Origin of the sequence: Kothea flammea, assembly GCF_052161645.1 — a bacterium.
Classification (GTDB): Bacteria; Planctomycetota; Planctomycetia; order Pirellulales; family Pirellulaceae; genus Laterigemmans.
The window spans coordinates 6,201,341-6,218,368 of the sequence record NZ_CP197414.1 but is presented as its reverse complement, the minus strand read 5'-3'; the positions used below and the strand labels follow the sequence as shown (position 1 = coordinate 6,218,368).

General features: G+C 54.9%; 15 protein-coding genes. 7 read left to right on the top strand and 8 right to left on the bottom strand.

The window, feature by feature from the left end; translation table 11 throughout:
• Positions 1-6: 6 nt before the first annotated feature.
• A complete protein-coding gene (locus tag SH139x_RS23165; protein WP_488352135.1) occupies positions 7-933 on the bottom strand; it encodes a serine/threonine protein kinase in 927 nt (308 codons plus the stop codon).
• A gap of 333 nt (positions 934-1,266) precedes the next feature.
• Between SH139x_RS23165 and SH139x_RS23160 the strand changes: the two genes are divergently transcribed.
• Complete coding sequence (locus SH139x_RS23160; RefSeq protein WP_488352134.1) at positions 1,267-1,422, top strand: hypothetical protein; 156 nt, start codon at positions 1,267-1,269, stop codon at positions 1,420-1,422.
• Between the two features lie 174 nt (positions 1,423-1,596).
• On the opposite strand, the gene SH139x_RS23155 is transcribed toward SH139x_RS23160, so the two are convergent.
• The 6 genes from SH139x_RS23155 to SH139x_RS23130 form a co-directional block, all read right to left on the bottom strand.
• A complete protein-coding gene (locus tag SH139x_RS23155; RefSeq protein ID WP_488352133.1) occupies positions 1,597-2,847 on the bottom strand; it encodes a MerR family transcriptional regulator in 1,251 nt (416 codons plus the stop codon).
• Positions 2,848-2,862: 15 nt separating this feature from the next.
• Positions 2,863-4,311 (bottom strand): DUF1501 domain-containing protein, encoded by a 1,449-nt coding sequence (locus tag SH139x_RS23150; protein WP_488352132.1) that lies wholly within the window; start codon positions 4,309-4,311, stop codon positions 2,863-2,865.
• Positions 4,312-4,468: 157 nt separating this feature from the next.
• The gene (gene cbiE / locus SH139x_RS23145; protein ID WP_488352131.1) at positions 4,469-5,707 is read right to left on the bottom strand and encodes a precorrin-6y C5,15-methyltransferase (decarboxylating) subunit CbiE; all 1,239 of its coding nucleotides are present in this window, start codon (positions 5,705-5,707) and stop codon (positions 4,469-4,471) included.
• 5 nt (positions 5,708-5,712) lie between these two features.
• Complete coding sequence (locus SH139x_RS23140) at positions 5,713-6,045, bottom strand: HesB/IscA family protein (RefSeq protein ID WP_488352130.1); 333 nt, start codon at positions 6,043-6,045, stop codon at positions 5,713-5,715.
• Positions 6,046-6,208: 163 nt separating this feature from the next.
• On the bottom strand, positions 6,209-7,525 hold the full coding sequence (locus tag SH139x_RS23135) for an HD domain-containing protein (protein ID WP_488352129.1): 1,317 nt from the start codon (positions 7,523-7,525) through the stop codon (positions 6,209-6,211).
• A complete protein-coding gene (locus SH139x_RS23130) occupies positions 7,525-8,034 on the bottom strand; it encodes a hypothetical protein (RefSeq protein ID WP_488352128.1) in 510 nt (169 codons plus the stop codon). Before SH139x_RS23130 ends, SH139x_RS23135 begins: the two co-directional genes overlap by 1 nt.
• Before the next feature lie 352 nt (positions 8,035-8,386).
• Between SH139x_RS23130 and SH139x_RS23125 the strand changes: the two genes are divergently transcribed.
• From SH139x_RS23125 to SH139x_RS23110, 4 genes are all read left to right on the top strand, one after another.
• Positions 8,387-8,722: an ArsR/SmtB family transcription factor gene (locus tag SH139x_RS23125; RefSeq protein ID WP_488352127.1), complete on the top strand. Its 336-nt coding sequence runs from the start codon at positions 8,387-8,389 to the stop codon at positions 8,720-8,722.
• A gap of 112 nt (positions 8,723-8,834) precedes the next feature.
• A complete protein-coding gene (locus SH139x_RS23120; RefSeq protein ID WP_488352126.1) occupies positions 8,835-9,386 on the top strand; it encodes a rhodanese-like domain-containing protein in 552 nt (183 codons plus the stop codon).
• Between the two features lie 159 nt (positions 9,387-9,545).
• Entirely contained in the window at positions 9,546-10,994 is a 1,449-nt protein-coding gene (locus SH139x_RS23115; RefSeq protein WP_488352125.1) for an MBL fold metallo-hydrolase, read from the top strand.
• Between the two features lie 125 nt (positions 10,995-11,119).
• Positions 11,120-12,358: a DsrE family protein gene (locus SH139x_RS23110; RefSeq protein ID WP_488352124.1), complete on the top strand. Its 1,239-nt coding sequence runs from the start codon at positions 11,120-11,122 to the stop codon at positions 12,356-12,358.
• Between the two features lie 74 nt (positions 12,359-12,432).
• Here SH139x_RS23110 and SH139x_RS23105 read toward each other — a convergent pair whose 3' ends face one another.
• Positions 12,433-12,891, bottom strand: a complete 459-nt coding sequence (locus SH139x_RS23105; RefSeq protein ID WP_488352123.1) for a hypothetical protein — start codon at positions 12,889-12,891, stop codon at positions 12,433-12,435.
• 236 nt (positions 12,892-13,127) lie between these two features.
• Here SH139x_RS23105 and SH139x_RS23100 point away from each other — a divergent pair, with 236 nt between their 5' ends.
• On the top strand, positions 13,128-13,685 hold the full coding sequence (locus SH139x_RS23100) for an ECF-type sigma factor (RefSeq protein WP_488352122.1): 558 nt from the start codon (positions 13,128-13,130) through the stop codon (positions 13,683-13,685).
• 162 nt (positions 13,686-13,847) lie between these two features.
• The gene (locus SH139x_RS23095; RefSeq protein ID WP_488352121.1) at positions 13,848-16,922 is read left to right on the top strand and encodes a protein kinase domain-containing protein; all 3,075 of its coding nucleotides are present in this window, start codon (positions 13,848-13,850) and stop codon (positions 16,920-16,922) included.
• Positions 16,923-17,028 lie beyond the last annotated feature (106 nt).

Below are 17,028 nucleotides of genomic sequence, written 5' to 3'. Positions count from 1 at the left end.
CACTTGCTACGTGGTACGACGAAGCAAGATCCGTAGGGATCGCTGCATCTCAAATGTGGATGAGAAACGCTTGCCAGGCTCGGTGCTCAACCCTCTGTGGAGCCAGTCGGCTAGCGTTTTCGGTACCTCCGGCACGAGTGATTCGATACGTGGTACGTGATGGCTGCGAATCAACGCCAGCGCGCTGGCGGAAGAGTTCATGATGATCGGTGGCCGGCCGCTGAGCATGTCATAACAGGTCGCTGCCAGCGCGTACTGGTCGCTCTCTGGGAGGTAATACTTGACACCGGCCAGTAATTCCGGAGCCAAGTAGCTCAGCGTGCCGGCGATTTCGTTATCACTGGTGACTCCGCTGTGGCCCGCCTGCAGGTAGTCCTTGGCCAACCCAAAGTCGGCGAGAAAAACGTGCAGCTTTTTGTCGCGTTTCTCGATCAGCAAATTACTGGGCTTGAGATCGCGATGAACCATCCCTTTTTCATGCAGGTAGACTAAGGCATTCAGGCAACGAGCAATGATTCCAAACACGATGCTGAGTCGTTTAGCTGAACCCATGTTTTGGCTTAAACTTCGCCAGGAAACGGCGTCGACATACTCCATCACAAGGTAGAGCTGCTCACCGGTGATCCCTAACTCGCGGAAGGGCACAATGTGCGGATGATTTAGCTGGCAAAGCAGCGTGGCTTCACGAAGGAATCGAGCTCGAATGGCATCCGTCAGTTGCCCTCGTGGCTGCAATACTTTAATCGCCACAATCGCTTGATCTGATTTGCGTTCGGCGCGATAGACACAACCGAAAGCCCCCATGCCAATACACGCTTGGATCGTATAGTTCGAAATAACGGGGAAAGCATGGTCCCCAAACGAACCCGGCAGCTCGCTTAGATGGCCAACAAAGGTTCTGGTTGGTTCGGAAGGGTCGCCAGGATCTTGCATATAGAGGCTTCGGCTTTGAAATTGCTGTTTCGTTCAGCAATAACCTCCGTAATCCCGCCAGATGCTCCTTGGAACTTTCAGGGAATTTTTTCCGTTTAGGGCAAAAAAATCCGCCAGGGAACTGCTGTCCAGGTAACTCGCCCACGGAAAAACAGCGAACGATCCTGCGTCGCCTCAGCCAATAATTGGGCGATACTGAGTGATTTTCACTTCAACTTGTTCTGGCGATTCTTCGCTCGCCGTTTCTTAAAAAAAGAAAATCTAGCTGTCCCCCTTTTTTTATTAGCACCCCTCCGGTGAGCGTCGGTTGTAAGGTTTTTTGTGGGAGCAAGTATGACCGCCTATCTGCAATTTGTCCCGGCCTTCGTGTTGGCCTACGAGGCAGGCCTGCGTCCATCGAGAGCACTGAAGACACGGCGGCAATGGGCGGCGGAGGACCGAGGAAGTGGATTGGGCAAGTCACGGCCAGCGGCGCTGTTGATATCTTAGTTGCGCCGTTAGCGGGGCATGATTATCCAGTGAACGATGTCGACGGCGTGCTAGAACTAAGGTTGCGGAGGAAATAGTAACGGCCGGCTAAAGCCGGGACACCAGCGTGCGCTGGTGTGTAGCCTTTAGGCGATTCGGCGCGACATATCAAATGCCGGCTTTTCGCATATCAACCTAAAAACTGCCGACGCGTTGGCGGGCTTCTTCCGCCCAGGGGCTGTTGGGGCTGAGTTGTAGGAAGCGTTGCCAATGGATGGTGGCAGCTTCTTCGTCACCGAGATCATCCAGTGTTCTCGCTAAGTTATAATGCACATCGGGGTAATCGTTGTGCAACTTCAACACACCCTGGAAGGCCGCCACGGCCAAATCTCGCTGTCCCGTTTCGGCTAACACGCAGCCCAACGAAGCGCGGGCTTCCACAAACGCGTCGTCTAATTCGATTGCCATATAGTAACGCTCCCGAGCCGCTTCCACTTGACCGATGCGGTATAGCAATTCACCCAACTGAAAACAAATGTCGGCCCGCGCCCCATCGCGAGCTAGGATCGCGTGGAAATAGTCGACCGCGATTTCCAGCTCACCCGCATCCTCGGCTTCATAAGCACTAAACAACAGCGTATCGTCCTCCTCCTCGATTTGTTCGGGCAAGGGGAATTCGGGTTCGCGACGTGGTTGAAAGACTAAGATCGGTGGGCCCGCAGCCACGCCTTCGTCGCTCTGCGGTTGGTCGAGCGCATCAAAGTCGATCCGCAACTGCCCGCCCGGTTCGATCAGCCCCTCGCCCTGTCTTAGCAAAATCTGCTTGCCCTCGATCAAGACCGAGAGCTGAGCCAGCGGGCGGTCCACATCGGGCAGCACTTGGGCGAGTTGATCGAGCCGCTTTTCAATCGCTTCGGCTGTGGCACCGGCGGCAACCAACTCGGCCAGCCGCCTGGCTGTGGCGACTTCGGTAAAATCGAAATAGGGCAGCTTGTGAACGGTGCGAACGGGAATGATCAAGCCGCGACGATGCCAACGGCGAATTACCCGCACGGGGACGTGCAACAGGTCGGCGAGCATCGCCGGCGTGTAGAGACGCTTGACGGCCAACTCCCTTTCCACCAATCCTAGCCGTTGCCAAAAATCGGTTTCATGAATGACTTCGATATCGCCCCGAGCGGCCCGCTGTCGCGCCGCTTCGCTGAGCAATTCGGCTTCGGCCAACGGGGATTCCTCCGCACCGATCACGATCAAACTCACATCGGGATCGTCGGCGTCGACAACGATTGCGCCTTGGTTGCGTAACAACTGACTCGCTTCCCGCCGCGAGACTCCCCCCAAGCGCCCAACGATCGCCACGCGTGAACCACTCATCGCGGGTAATTCAACTTCTAACTCGGGTAACTCTTCGGTCTCGGCCGGCCAGCCCGGTAGCTCTTCGTCCACAAATAAAGTCCCTGTCTAGCCGATCAAATCGTGTACGACTCGACCATGCACATCTGTTAAACGAAAATCGCGTCCCTGAAAACGGTAAGTCAGACGCTCGTGATCAAAACCCAACAAGTGCAACAGCGTGGCATGCAAATCATGCACATGCACTTCATTCTCGACAACGTTGAATCCCAAATCATCAGTCGCACCATAGGTGACACCGGGGCGCACACCGCCGCCGGCCAACCACATTGTGAAGGCATTGGGATGGTGGTCACGTCCGTCATTGCCACCCTGGACCATTGGCGTGCGACCAAACTCGCCTCCCCAGATGATCAACGTATCATCCAGCAAGCCCCGCTGCTTGAGATCACTCACCAACGCGGCACAACCCTGATCGGTGTGCAGACAATTGCGTTGGATATCCTTGGTTAAATTGCCATGCTGATCCCACGCCTCGTGGAATAGCTGGACAAAGCGAACACCCTTTTCGATTAACCTCCGCGCTAACAAACAGTTGTTGGCAAACGAAGCGGCTCCCGGCTCGGCCCCGTACAGATCGAGCGTCTCCTGAGTCTCACCACTCAGATCCATCAGCTCGGGGGCTGTGGCTTGCATCTGATATGCCATCTCGAAATTACTGATCCGCGTGGCAATCTCTTGATCACCCGTCAGCGCAAGTTGCTTGTGATTGAGCCGATTGATGGCGTCGAGCGAATCGCGTTGGGCTTGTCGGTCCACGCCGGGTGGATTCGAGAGGTACATCACCGGATCGCCACTGCTGCGGAAGGGAGTGCCGGCATGCACCGTCGGTAAAAATCCACTACCCCAGTTGCTGTTGCCGCCCGATGGTCCTTTACTGCCCGACTGCAACACGACGAAGGCCGGTAGTTGATCGGTTTCACAGCCCAACCCATAAGTCGTCCAAGCACCAAAGCTGGGGCGTCCGAAAATCTGCGAACCAGTGTTCATGAAAATCTGAGCCGGCGCGTGGTTGAAGGCGTCAGTGCGAAGTGAACGCACGATCGCCAACTCGTCGGCAACCTTCGCCGTATATGGCAACAACTCGCTGATCTCCGCCCCACTCTGACCGTGGCGGGCGAATTTGAACTTTGGACCCAACAACTTATTGGTGGGATTGATGAAAGCCGCCCGATAGCCATCCAGCAATTCGGCGGGGGGCAGCTGACCATCGAGCTCCGCCAACTTGGGCTTGAAGTCAAACATCTCCAGATGGCTGGGAGCCCCGGCCATGAACAAGAAAATGACTCGTTTGGCGCGGGGCGCAAAATGGGGCTGGCGGGGTGTCAACGGATCATTGTCAGGCCGCCCACCGCTGGCAGTTGCCAACCCCAGTTGGGTCAAAGCAACCGCTCCCAAACCGACACCGCACTGCTGAAAAAACCAACGTCGCCGCTGCGCAACGGAGTACTCAACGAGGTTGGGAATCGCGCTGGGGGATGGGTGTGGGTGCGTCATGTTCGGAGGGGCCAGGGGCGAAGAGGTTTCTCGTACTCACAACGTGCAGAATCACAGCATGATCGGCAACTCGGCTTCCGCTTTACAGCCTATCAGCCCCGCACGGCTATCGCCAACCCTTCCGCAGCGGTTACCCGTTGCGAACCTCTGATCTTTGCTACCCTCGGCAACCCGATAGCAAATAGGTCGGGTTGGCGGCTTCGAATCGCAGTTCGCCCAGCGAATCAATCCCATGCGAAATGTTGATCATGCGAACGCTGAAGTTGATGTCCTCGGAGGCCAGCACACGGCGAACTTCCACTAAGTTATCAATGCTCGCGGCGCTGACCACAATTCGGGAGCCGGTCGCTAAACGCTGGCAAGCCGAGGCCACGATTTCTGCCACTGACCTGCCGGCACCGTCGACAAAAATCGCGTCCGGATCGGGCAAATCGGCCCAGGCCTGCGGAGCTTGACCATGAATAGGCACCAACGCGGGACAATCGAACTGGCTGGCGTTATCAACCATCAAGCCGTAATCAACCGCGTCCATCTCAATCGCGAAGACCTGTCCGCGGCTGGCCAGCCGAGCGGCTTCGATCGCCAAACTGCCACTTCCCGCGCCAACATCCCAGACGATGCTACTGTCGCTCAAATCCATTTCCGCCAACGCTACGCAACGCACTTCCAACGGTGTCAGCAGTCCGCGATGGGGTCGCGATTGAAAAAAACTGCTGTCGGGATTGCCAAATTTTCGCACGCCCACGAGCGCTCGCGGACGATCAGCGGCTCCCCGGTGACGAATCAGAATCATAACGTTCAAGGGGCCAAACGTTGACTGCGCAATGGTCGCCAAATCTCCCTGCGTCACTTTCTCGTCGGGCGAACCCAAGTTCTCGCAGACGTAGGCGGTAAAGTAATCAATCCGGCGGTCTCGCAGCGTCTCCGCCACAACCGCCGGAGTGATCGCTTCGGTGGTAAACAGCCCCACGTGGTCGGCGGACCGAATGGTCTCCACCACACGATCGAGCGGCTGATTTGCCAGGTTCGTCAGATAGGCGTCGTCCCAGCTCTCTTTGATGCGAGCGAACGCCAGCTGCATGCTGCTGACATGCGGAATAACTTCTAAATGCTCCTTGCCGACAATCTCGGCAACGAAGCGGGCGATGCCGTAAAAGAGCGGATCACCACTGGCCAACAAGACCACTTGTTGGTCATCAAAAGCATGCAACAGATCGCGGAGAGCATCCAAGTCGCTGTCGATGACGCGACGGGTTGAGGGGCCGAACTGGACTTTGTCGAGCAGCAATTGGGGACCGATTAACACCTCGGCCCGCTCAATTGCTTGTCGCGCATGCCCCGTCAGCGAGGCAACCCCGTCGTCTCCAATGCCGACAATCTGTAGCGAGCGTTGCACTCGAATCAGGCAGAGAACGAGCTACCGCAACCACAACTCTTGACGGCGTTGGGATTGTCAAAGGTAAAACCTTGCTTCTCCAAGCTGTCAAACCAATCGACGGTGGTGCCATCGAGATACAACGCGCTCTTCTTGTCGACGACCAACGGCACGCCGTGGAATTCGTACTTCGAATCAGCCTTATCATCAAAGCTGTCGTCAAAATTCAACGTATAGTTAAAACCGCTGCAACCACCACCGGCCACGCCGATACGCAGAAACATCGAGTCATCAAAATTGTGCTCAGTACGAAATCGTTTGACCTCTTCGGCCGCTCGTTCGGTCAGCTTGACTGCCATCGTCTGGTACCCTTCTTGTAAATCGGGAACATATCGAGCAAGGTGCCGACTGACCCTCCAAAGAGCCAGTCGCTCCTGTTCAACCTTCTTGCTTCACTATTATCCATCATTTCTCCAGTGCGACAAGTCGAACCGCTGTGCGTTTTGACACACTCGTGAAATTTCAGGACAGATTGAGCAAATCCATGTCTTCGGGGGGCATTGCCCCGCCCGGAAGTCGCTGCCGCACTTCGTCGGGGACAAATACCCGCACCCGTTTGACGTGACTATCGAATTGTCGGTTCGCCAAGGCCTCGACGACCGGTGAAACTTGCCCCAAAGCGCGAGCCTCTTGAGTCGGCGAAATCACGTCGATATTTATGTCCACTTCGAGCTTTACGGGCGGAGCGTCGATCAAAACGTCAGCCGGCCCCACCGATAACCCCGTTCGCTGCGAAATTCGCTCGGCCAAACAACCACTAGCCTCGGTCAACCAGGGATAAGGGCGGTGGGCAATCTGGGCGTGACGCTGGGGGTCATCCAGCACGTTGAACTGGGCAACTCGCTTGTATAGTTTTCTCCGCGGCCCAAACAATCCGTCCAGCAGCGGCTGAGCAATGGTCCCCGCCGCTTGCCGCTGCACATCGGCCACCCAACCGGCGTCGTCCAAGTCATACATGGCGGTCAAATCGAGCGAGTCGCGCAGCAAATAGACGGCTCGCTGCAACATCGCCGTGGCACTTCGCACCGCGTGATGCCAATAGACTTCGCTGAACATCACGTAACGAGCAAAGACCATCATCTCCGCCGCCGTCCGCCCTTTGTCTCCGAGGGCCAATTTGGGTTCCCGCGGATGCACTCGCAAAGCTCCGATCAGCCGTCCGATGTCGAAATTGCGCCCGTAGGGCACCCCCGCGTGCAGGCTGTCGCGAACCAGGTAATCCAATTTGTCAATGTCCAGCGGCCCGCTGAGCATGCTGGCTAATAATCGCTCCGCGTCATTGTGCGGTGTCTTTTCCAAAATCCGCAACACCTGCTCGATGCCACAGTTCCAGTCCCGCTCGATCAACGGCCCCAGTTCCGAACCTGTGATCAACCGCCTGGCCCGCGCTTCATGACGGGGCACTTCCGCTAACCGCATATCCTCGATCGGATGGCAATAAGGCCAGTGCCCAAGATCGTGAACCAAAGCGGCCAACACAAACGCCTCGGCTTCCGCACCGCTGACGCACTCACTGAAGCCAGGATCGCGAGCTAACTGACTGACGACCAACAATGAGTTGCGATAAACCCCCAGCGAATGTTCCAACCGCGAGTGCACCGCGCCGGGATAGACCAACGCGACCAACCCCAACTGGCTAACTCGCCCTAAGCGTCGCATTGGCAGACTATCAATGATCTGGCGCACGCGGGGCGAAATCGGCACATCCATTTCGGGAGGGATTCGCACCAGCGAGCCGGCTGTGGCCAACGATGCAACTTCCGGTAACAACGGAGTCACTACAGATACATCCCCAAATAACCACCCGATTGCTCAATCTCGCTTTGGATTTTCTTCAAGCGAGCTTCTGTCTTGCTCAAATCACCGGCCGCTACGTAACGACCAAATTCGACAGCCACCGCGCGCGGCACGCATTCCATCAGCCAATGCACAATCGGTTCGTGCAGCCAATCACACGTTTCGCTCAGCAGGTTCACTTGCAAGTCAGTAGCTCGCACTCCCCGATCGGCCCCGTCGGTCAACAACGTGCCCTCAAAGCCAAAAACTACCTGTCCATAACCGGGATCATTGGTGAAGTGATAAACACAGCGAGCGCGGTGGAGGTAGTAAGCGTTCATCGTGCCGTGCTTCTCGATCGCCCGCTCGACTCGCAACACGAATTCAGCGTAACGCGGCGCCGCATCCACCGGGACTTCCAACTCCCCCACGCTCCGCAGTGGCAAGCAGTCGAACTCAATTTCGACCCACTCGCCGCGCTCCCGGGGCGTGCTCGGACCAACGACGCTCATCGTGCTTATCTCCTTAGATTACCCAGCGAATTTGCTCGCTTGTTCAAAGACCAGCAAGCTGCAAAGACCCGCAAGCTGCAAAGCCAACGCCGGTCCACGCTGGCCGCATTGTAACAACAGACCCCGCGACCGCAGCTACCGGCTGGCCATTTCTATTCGCCTGCTATGCACTTGCTGTTCGCCGTTGAATTGGCCCCAACCCTGCCCGCAAACCTGGCCACAGTGACGCCAGCAAGATTGCTCGATTCCGCGGTTACCCCCTGCAGTGCTTTGCCGCTGACAAAAAAATCTCGAATTGCTGGATTGACACATCGTGCTATTGCGATATATTGACCTATAGAGGTTAAACATTATGATCGCAAAACCAAACACAGCTCGCTTGCCCCCCGGTGGTCCCGCCGAGTTCCAGCAGGCGGCCGAATGCCTGAAAACTCTCGCCCACCCGGTGCGGTTGCGGATGATCCAGTTACTGCTGCACGGCAAATACACAGTGGGTGAATTGGCTGCCGACTGTCAAATTCCCGACAACGTGGCCTCGGAACACTTGCGGCTGTTGCAGCGCTGCGGATTATTTTCCAGCCAAAGAGAGGGGCGATTCGTCTATTATGCTGTCGCCGAAACGCACTTGGAGAGCTTAATGCACTGTATCGAGGCTCGTTTTTTGACCGGCTCAAGCCACTCGCCCTGAGCCGGCCATCGCAATAAACCGCTAACTCAACTTTTTTTACCACAACACCTCGCCATCTCCCGAGCTATCCAGTTAATGATATTCGGGAATACCAACGAAGGAGCAAGTTATCATGCAATCGATTACTCCCCGCCAATTGGCTGAACTACAGCAACAACAACAGGTTGACCTGCTCGACGTCCGTACGCCGGTTGAATTCCGCGAAGTCCACGCGTCAATCGCTCGCAACCAACCGCTCGATGCACTCGACCCAAAGGCCATTATGGCGGCTCGCAACGGCATGGCCGACCAGCCGCTGTATGTGATCTGTCGCTCTGGCAGTCGTTCCACCAAAGCGGTCCAACAATTCCTGAGCGCTGGCTACACCAACGTAATCAACGTCGAAGGGGGGACCAACGCCTGGACCGAAGCGGGTTTACCCGTGGTGCGAGGCAAGAAAGCCATGTCGCTGGAGCGTCAGGTTCGCATTGCCGCCGGTTCACTAGTGTTGATCGGAGCGATTTTGGCGCTCGCCTTGCACCCATATTTTGTGTTGCTCTCCGGGTTCGTGGGAGCTGGCTTAGTTTTCGCTGGTGTAACTGATACCTGCGGTATGGGCATGCTGTTGGCGAAGATGCCTTGGAACCAAGTTTCCGGAAACACGGCCACTTGCCAAACCAGTTAAGGTCAGCCGCGGTTAGTTAGCCGCAATGACGCTAGCCGCGGTTCCCGCATGGGACCGAACTAGTCGCTTGCAACGGAACGGTGGCTAGCGCCAAAACCGCTAACTGGATTTCGTCCGCCATTAATTCACTGAAACAAGAAACTAACAGGAAACCAGACCATGTTGCTGAAATACTTTTATGATCCAGCTCTGGCACATGCTTCCTATATGGTAGGCTGCCAACGATCCCAACAAGCTGTGATTGTCGACCCAGGCCGTGACGTTGAGCAGTATATCGAGGCTGCTGCCGCGGAAGGGATGGAGATTGTCGGCGTGGCGGAAACGCATATTCATGCCGACTATGTTTCCGGCGCTCGCGAGCTGGCCGAACGTGTCCAGGCCAAATTATATGTTTCTGATGAAGGACCGGCCGAATGGAAGTATCTTTATCTCGATACTTATGATGCCCAGCTCGTCAAGGACGGTGATACCTTTTCGCTGGGGAAGATCAAATTCGAGGTCGTCAGCACGCCGGGGCACACGCCGGAAAGTATTTCCTTCTTGGTCACCGACCAAGGTGGCGGTGCCGATCAACCGATGGGAATCTTTACGGGCGATTTTATTTTCGTCGGTTCGATCGGGCGTCCCGATTTATTGGAAGAAGCCGCTGGCTTGGCGGGCACAGCCGAACCGGGAGCTCGCCAGTTGTATCATTCCGCCGAACGCTTCAAACAGCTCCCTGATTTCTTGCAAGTCTGGCCAGCTCACGGAGCGGGCAGCGCCTGCGGTAAGGGACTCGGTGCCATCCCCTCCTCGACGGTCGGATACGAAAAGCAATTCAACCCAGCGTTGCAGTTTACCGACGAGCAGTCGTTTGTGGATTACATTCTCGCCGACCAGCCCGAAGCACCGCCCTACTTCGCTTTGATGAAACGCGTTAATAAAGAAGGTCCGAAAGTGATGGGCCAAACGGGGCAGACTGAGTGGCTTTCCAAAGCTGAACTTGCCGCCGCCAGCGAGCACGGGACGCTGATCGATCTTTCCAGTTCCACGGCATTCGCAGAGGCCCATCTGCCCACCGCGATCAATATCCCACTGGTTCACTTGGCCACTTGGGCTGGCTGGTTGGTTGATTACAGCAAGCCCGTGTATCTGGTTGCCGAACCCGAGCAACTGTATGAAGCGGTTCGCGTGCTGCAAAAAATTGGTGTTGATGAAGTCGCCGGCGCTTTTCGTGGCAGCCAAGTCATCGATGATCAACAACTCACTGGCGGCTATCGCAGCGAGTCTCCACGAGAGTTGGCCGCGCGAATCGCCAATGAACAGGTTAGTTTGGTCGATGTCCGCGCCAAAACAGAATGGAACGAGGGCCATATTCCGCAAGCTCGGCACATCTTTCTGGGACGACTGCCTCAGCACCTCGCGGAAATCCCCCGCGACCGACCGGTTGCCGTACACTGTGCATCGGGCGTGCGGTCAGCGATCGCCAGCAGCGTGTTGCAGTCCGCCGGATTCGATGTAATTAATATGTCGGGAGGGTTTAACGCTTGGTCGGCCGCCAGTTTGCCGGTTTCCCAAACGCCCGGGGCACCGATCGCGGCAACCTGCTCCGTAGGGGCTGTCTCCTGATGAACCAAACTTATGAATGAGAGCCGTTTGCGCGGTAGCCGCGGCTCTTATCCGTTTCCAGATGGTTGCTAACAAATAACTCTCTAATTTCCGCTCATCCTCCCATTTGTATACGAGACCTTTCGATGTACCAGCGTTTCTTCTTTTCCAGCCTAGTTTGTGGGGCGGCGATACTGCTCGGTTTGCCCAGCCTGGCTCAAGATGGCAGTTCGGACGCTCCCTCAGAGCAATCCCCAGCTACCCAGCAACCCCCGACTGCTGGTCAAAGCGATGGCCAGCAAGGGCCGGAGGCAGAGCAGGGCCCCGGTCGCGGTCCCGGCTTCGGTCGCGGTCCCGGCCCCGGTCGCGGGCCAGGCTTTGGTCGTGGTCCAGGCTTTGGTCGTGGTCCAGGCTTTGGTCGTGGTCCAGGCTTTGGTCGTGGTCCAGGGAATGGGCCTGGCTTTGGTCGTGGGCCTGGTGCTGGACCGATGCACGACGAGCGGCATGACGAAGATCGCGATGTCTTCCATTTTCTGTTGGAAAACCATCAATTGATCACACGACAAGTTAAAGAGCTGGAAAAAGGTGTGACGACGACGACCGAATCGACTGACATCAAGGTTGCCGACAAAATTAAAGAGCACGTGCATTGGATGCAGGAGCGAATTGTCAACAGCCAACCCATTCGTCAACGTGATCCGCTGTTCGCAGAATTATTTCGTCACACCGATAAAATCAAAATGGAGCATGAGGAAACCGAGCGAGGCGTAATTGTCACCGAAACTTCGGATGATCCTTACGTTGCTAGTCTCATCAAAGCACACGCCAAAGTGGTGTCCGCCTTTGTTGAGCGTGGTTTCGATGAGGCCAGGAAGAACCATCCCGTGCCCGGAGCAACTTCCCAACCTGCCATGCCGGCTCCCGCCAAAATCGATGGTTACGGCAAAGTGGTGCAACTCCCCAACGCGGCTCACCAACCCCGAGAAGGCGCAAAGTTATGTGTGGATGTGACTAAAAGCGAGGAGCCAGACAAGCTGAACTCGGCCATTGAAAAGGTCGCACGCTATGTCAACATCTACGCCGGGGCGGGTGCCCAACCGGCAAATGCCGAGATTGCCGTGATACTGCATGATGGTGCTACCTTAGCGGTGCTGAACGCTGATGCTTACAGCGCAAAATTTGGCACACAAGGAAACCCCAATTTAGACTGTTTGCAGAAGCTGCATGAGGCTGGCGTCAAGATTTATGTTTGCGGTCAATCATTGATCAGCAAAGGGGCCGCGTTGGAAGATGTTGTCGTCTTTGTCGATGTCTCAGTTTCCGCATTGACGTCGCTGGCTAACTTGCAAGCTGATGGGTTCGCTTATCTGCCTTTGCTGAAGTAAGCCTAAGCACTTCGAAAGCCCAAGCAAACGCCTCTTTCGCGGAGCGAAAGAGGACACTTGTGACTCAATCGCTTCTACGGTTGTGATTCATCGATGTACTGTACACAACACGACGGCTCGTACAGATAATCGCGGTGTATTCCGTAGACAGTCAGCAGGAACACGGCTTGTTTACCGTAAGTGTATCCCACACGAACACGACGGTAGCCGCGGCAATAGTCTAGGAAGCTTTGCGGTTCCACATCGACAATAACGTCGTCAGGCTCCAATTCCTGATCGCGCTCGTGTTCCCGTCCGCATTGCTCCGAAATTTCAGAAACCAAGCCAGTGTACGATGGTTTTTGGGTCCATTCCTCGTTAGCAAATAGCTGGCCCAACAGTTCCCTGTCTCCGTTGCGGACAAGTCGTACAAAGTGTTCTGCGCGTCGTTGAGGAAGCTGGTAAATTGAAATCCCCGCGGCAAATAAAAAGACACCAATCATCTCGAACGCCCCCTCGTGGGCGTTACCATGAAAAAATAAGTTTGTTAACAACGTGTCGCCGTAGAAGGTAGCTCGGGAAACAAGTTGTCGCCTGACAAACGCGATGACACCACAAACCAGGCATTTCCCATGGGCTTTCCATCACTACGGGAAGAAACTGTCGCAACCTTGAATTGGTTCTGCTATCATTTTGCAAAGGTGACTGGAATTTGCGAATCCGTCAGTTGCAGATGAGCGGGATGTCCAAGTTAAGCTGCCAGCTGGTAGACGCAAGCGGAAAAAGTCCCATGAATGACGTAACCCAGATCATCGAGCAGATGCGAAGCGGCGATCTTGCCGCGTCGAATCGACTATTACCAATTGTCTACAAAGAGCTACGTATTCTGGCTGCCAGCCGCATGAAGGGTGAACGCTGCGATCACACCCTCACGCCAACCGCCTTGGTGCATGAAGCGTATTTGCGATTGGTGGAAACAGACATTTCAACAGACTGGTCTGGCAAAGAACATTTCTTCGCCGCGGCAGCCGAGGCCATGCGTCGAATATTGATCGAGCATGCTCGAAGCAAAGGAGCCGAAAAGCGAGGAGGCGGAGCGAAGAGATTGGAGCTTGTCGAATCATGGCTGGTGGACTCCGCAAGCCGAAGCGAATTGATTCAGCTTGATGATGCACTGGAACGCCTGGAACACCAAGACCCGGAAGCAGCCACCGTTGTCAAGCTGCGTTACTTTGTCGGCATGACGAACAATCAGGCAGCCGAAGCCTTGGCTTGTTCGCCACGTAAGGCAGATATGCTTTGGGCTTACGCAAGGAGTTGGCTGAAGAGAGATCTGGCTGAGGAATAGTTTAGCAAGAATTTTGCGCGTTTCCGCTCGCTTTATCGCATTGACTCATTGAGTGACAAAAAAACTTTCGATCTCTGCCGACGATAGCCAAACGACGAGGCAAGCATGACATCAGCCGGAAACTCCGAGCCATCGAACGACCAAATTCGGAAAGCAGCTCGAATGGAACGCGAACTGTTCATGCGAGCACTGGAGATTTCTGATCCTGTGCAACGGCGGGCCTTTCTGAATTCCGAAAGTGGTGACGACCCTGAATTGGCGAACAGGGTGCTAGAGCTTTTTCACCAACATGAGCGGGAATCGGCTCTTGTCATTGACCGTCCGCTCTTTGGGGACTCAGAGGTAGTTGACTATCCAAGGGAAACCCGCGAAGCGGGAGTTCAATTCGGTCCTTATGAGTTGATAAGGCGTTTGGGCGCGGGGGGGATGGGTGAGGTCTGGCTCGCAAGTCAAACGGAACCGGTAAAACGCGAAATCGCTTTAAAACTGATAAGAACCGGTCGTGAAACGACAGATGTGTTGCAGCGATTCGAGGCCGAACGACAAGCCTTAGCGGTTTTGGACCACCCCAACATCGCGCGGGTTATCGACGCTGGCGCGACGCCGAGCGGACTTCCGTTTTTCGTGATGGAGCTTGTCCAGGGCCTGCCACTGGTCGAGTACTGCAATCAGGCTAGGCTGACGATTCGAAAGCGTCTAGAGGTTTTCACCCAAATTGCTAATGCTGTATCCCATGCGCATCAAAAAGCGATTTTGCATCGCGATATCAAACCATCAAACGTGCTGATTACGGAAGTTGATGGACGCGCGGTTCCCAAAGTTATCGATTTTGGGTTGGCGAAAGCGCTGTCAGGTTCACTGACACCTGATCCGTTGGCGACGCGAGCGGGCGATATCGTTGGTACGCTTGAGTACATGGCTCCTGAGCAAGCGGGATACAGGGGACACGACGTTGATACCCGCGCTGACGTATACTCTTTGGGAGTGTTGCTCTACGAGCTGCTGACTGGCCTGCGGCCCTTCGATTCGAAGAAGTTACAGGAAGCAGCGTTAGATGAAGCCCTTCGAATCGTCAAGGAAGAGGAGCCAGTCATCCCTTCGCTGCGGCTCTCTTCTTCGGGAACTGCTGAGTCTTCCGCAACGCTTCGTCAGACTGAACCATCGCGACTTCGAAGTTTGTTGAAGAACGAACTCGACTGGATCGTGATGAAAGCGCTGGAGAAAGACCGTTCGCGACGTTATCAATCCGCAGGTGAGTTCGCCGACGACGTCAATCGCTACCTCCAAGGCGAACCGGTCGAGGCTCACCCGCCATCGCGTTCCTATCGTATCCGAAAGTTTGTCGCTAAGAACCGTGGATTGGCGACATCCATCGCAGCCGTCACTGTTGCATTGATTGTTGGTATTGTCGGCGTAAGTTACGGCCTGCTTCAAGCTAATGCCGCAACGAGGACGGCTGAGCAAGAAAAAGCGGACGCGGACGCCGCGCGAAACGAAGCTATCAACGCAAAGCGGGAGGAGACGAGACAGAAACAGTTTGCATTGGGAATCAGCGATTTCTTGAAGAGTGACTTCCTCAGATTGACATCAGTCACAAGTCAAACGCATTCCAGCGAATTGAGAGACATAGCCGCGGACGAGGGGATCGTTCCGTTTGATGCGACTCTAGGAGATTTAGTTGACCGGGCCGCGGAGAAACTTTCAAACCGCCAAGATCTTGATCCTCTTGTAGACGCAGAAATCAGCTGGATTCTGGGCGCAAGCTATAAAAACAACGGGGACGATGACAGTGCGATTCCGCTACTGGAAAGAGCGGTCCAAGGATTTAGAAACGCAATGGGCGTTGCGTCAGAAAATTATCAGGGAGCACGCAGAAGTCTCATTACTTCGCTCCTGTTATCCGGGAAACTTGATGAGGCTGAGCTACTGATTATGGAGGCGCTTTCTCAACCGCTGACTGCTGACGCGCACAGCGCGCGTTTTGCTGCATTGGCAACTCGCGAAATGGCCAATTTGCATGCCGTCCGTGGAGATGGAAAAAGTGCGATTGAAATGGCGGAAAAATCGTTGAAGTTGAGCATGCAGGTCGAGGGTTACCCCGGGGACATCATCATGGGCAAATTCACACTCGGAAAACACCTGTTTGATTTGAAGGATGCTGACCGTGGAATTCCTCTGTTGAAAGAAGCCGTTGACGCTTTGGCCGAGAATTATGGCGATGATTTCCCGACCACACTTGACGCCACACTGTACTATGCATCAGCCCTTCGAAAAATCGGAAGTACGGAGGCGGCCATCAGTTGCTATGAACGAGTGTTGCCGCTTACGAAGAAGACATTGGGTCCCACGAACGAGACGACCCTTACGACACTTTCGAATCTTGCGACAGCATACAATGATGCAAAACGGAGTGACGAAGCGATTGAGTTGGGGCGTGAAGCCATGGAGATAACGGAAGCTGCTCATGGTGAGGAAGACGTGAGGACCATCCAAAGGATGGTCTCTCTGGGAATGATTTATGCGATGAATCGGCGTAACAACGAAGCAATCCCGCTGTTGGAGAGGGCGGCCGATCTTTCAATCAAGTTGCGAGGGTTGCACGACCCGAACACGCTTGTCTACATGGACCGGTTGGCCAAAGTATATTTGTTTTCCGGAAACGTACCGAAAGCTGGTGAAGTCTTCGAAAAAATACTTGCCTGTCAAGTCGAAACGCTTCATCCGTCGAGTCAAGCAACTCTTGCGACGATGCTGAGACTAGCAGAGGTCTGCGAGAAACTTTCAAGCCATGGTCGCGCCGTGGAATTACTCAAACGTCGGTACGAGTTGGTGCAAGCTGAATTCGGCGAGGAGAGTCCGGGAACACAGCTTTATAAGTCGACGTATCTTGCTGCGGTGGGTACCAAACTTATAGCTGAAGGAGATTTTGCACAAGCCGCAAGTACCCTTCTTTCAGCCTACGAAATTAGAAATTCTGTTGCACCCGACGACTGGAATACCCATACAATCCAGTCGAAATTAGGTGAAGCGCAGCTGGGGCTTAAGGAGTATGACGAGGCAAGCAAATCCCTTGAAGCGGCTGTTCAGGCGATGCTCGCTACAAAGAGACCACATCCCGATCGTTCCTATTTTCTCAACAATGCGATCGACCGTTTGTTGAGCCTTGCAGAATCTACCGACGATGCAGCTAGTCTGCGGAAATGGCAAGCCCAGAAAGACACACTAAGCGAGCGATAGAGGGCGATTGCACCTTATGGAGCAACGACCAAACAGAGCGCCTTGATTGTTAGAGGAGCCACTTATTCTGCAAACTTGAGGAAATCCCTCATTTCTTTTGCGCGAT

Bases quoted from the DNA above. Each gene is read 5' to 3' on its own strand.
- SH139x_RS23120 (WP_488352126.1), top strand. From the start codon at position 8,835: ATGCAATCGATTACTCCCCGCCAATTGGCTGAACTACAGCAACAACAA.
- SH139x_RS23165 (WP_488352135.1), bottom strand. From the start codon at position 933: ATGCAAGATCCTGGCGACCCTTCCGAACCAACCAGAACCTTTGTTGGC.
- SH139x_RS23140 (WP_488352130.1), bottom strand. From the start codon at position 6,045: ATGGCAGTCAAGCTGACCGAACGAGCGGCCGAAGAGGTCAAACGATTT.
- SH139x_RS23130 (WP_488352128.1), bottom strand. From the start codon at position 8,034: ATGAGCGTCGTTGGTCCGAGCACGCCCCGGGAGCGCGGCGAGTGGGTC.
- SH139x_RS23125 (WP_488352127.1), top strand. From the start codon at position 8,387: ATGATCGCAAAACCAAACACAGCTCGCTTGCCCCCCGGTGGTCCCGCC.
- SH139x_RS23115 (WP_488352125.1), top strand. From the start codon at position 9,546: ATGTTGCTGAAATACTTTTATGATCCAGCTCTGGCACATGCTTCCTAT.
- SH139x_RS23150 (WP_488352132.1), bottom strand. From the start codon at position 4,311: ATGACGCACCCACACCCATCCCCCAGCGCGATTCCCAACCTCGTTGAG.
- SH139x_RS23110 (WP_488352124.1), top strand. From the start codon at position 11,120: ATGTACCAGCGTTTCTTCTTTTCCAGCCTAGTTTGTGGGGCGGCGATA.
- SH139x_RS23100 (WP_488352122.1), top strand. From the start codon at position 13,128: ATGAATGACGTAACCCAGATCATCGAGCAGATGCGAAGCGGCGATCTT.
- SH139x_RS23095 (WP_488352121.1), top strand. From the start codon at position 13,848: ATGGAACGCGAACTGTTCATGCGAGCACTGGAGATTTCTGATCCTGTG.
- SH139x_RS23160 (WP_488352134.1), top strand. From the start codon at position 1,267: ATGACCGCCTATCTGCAATTTGTCCCGGCCTTCGTGTTGGCCTACGAG.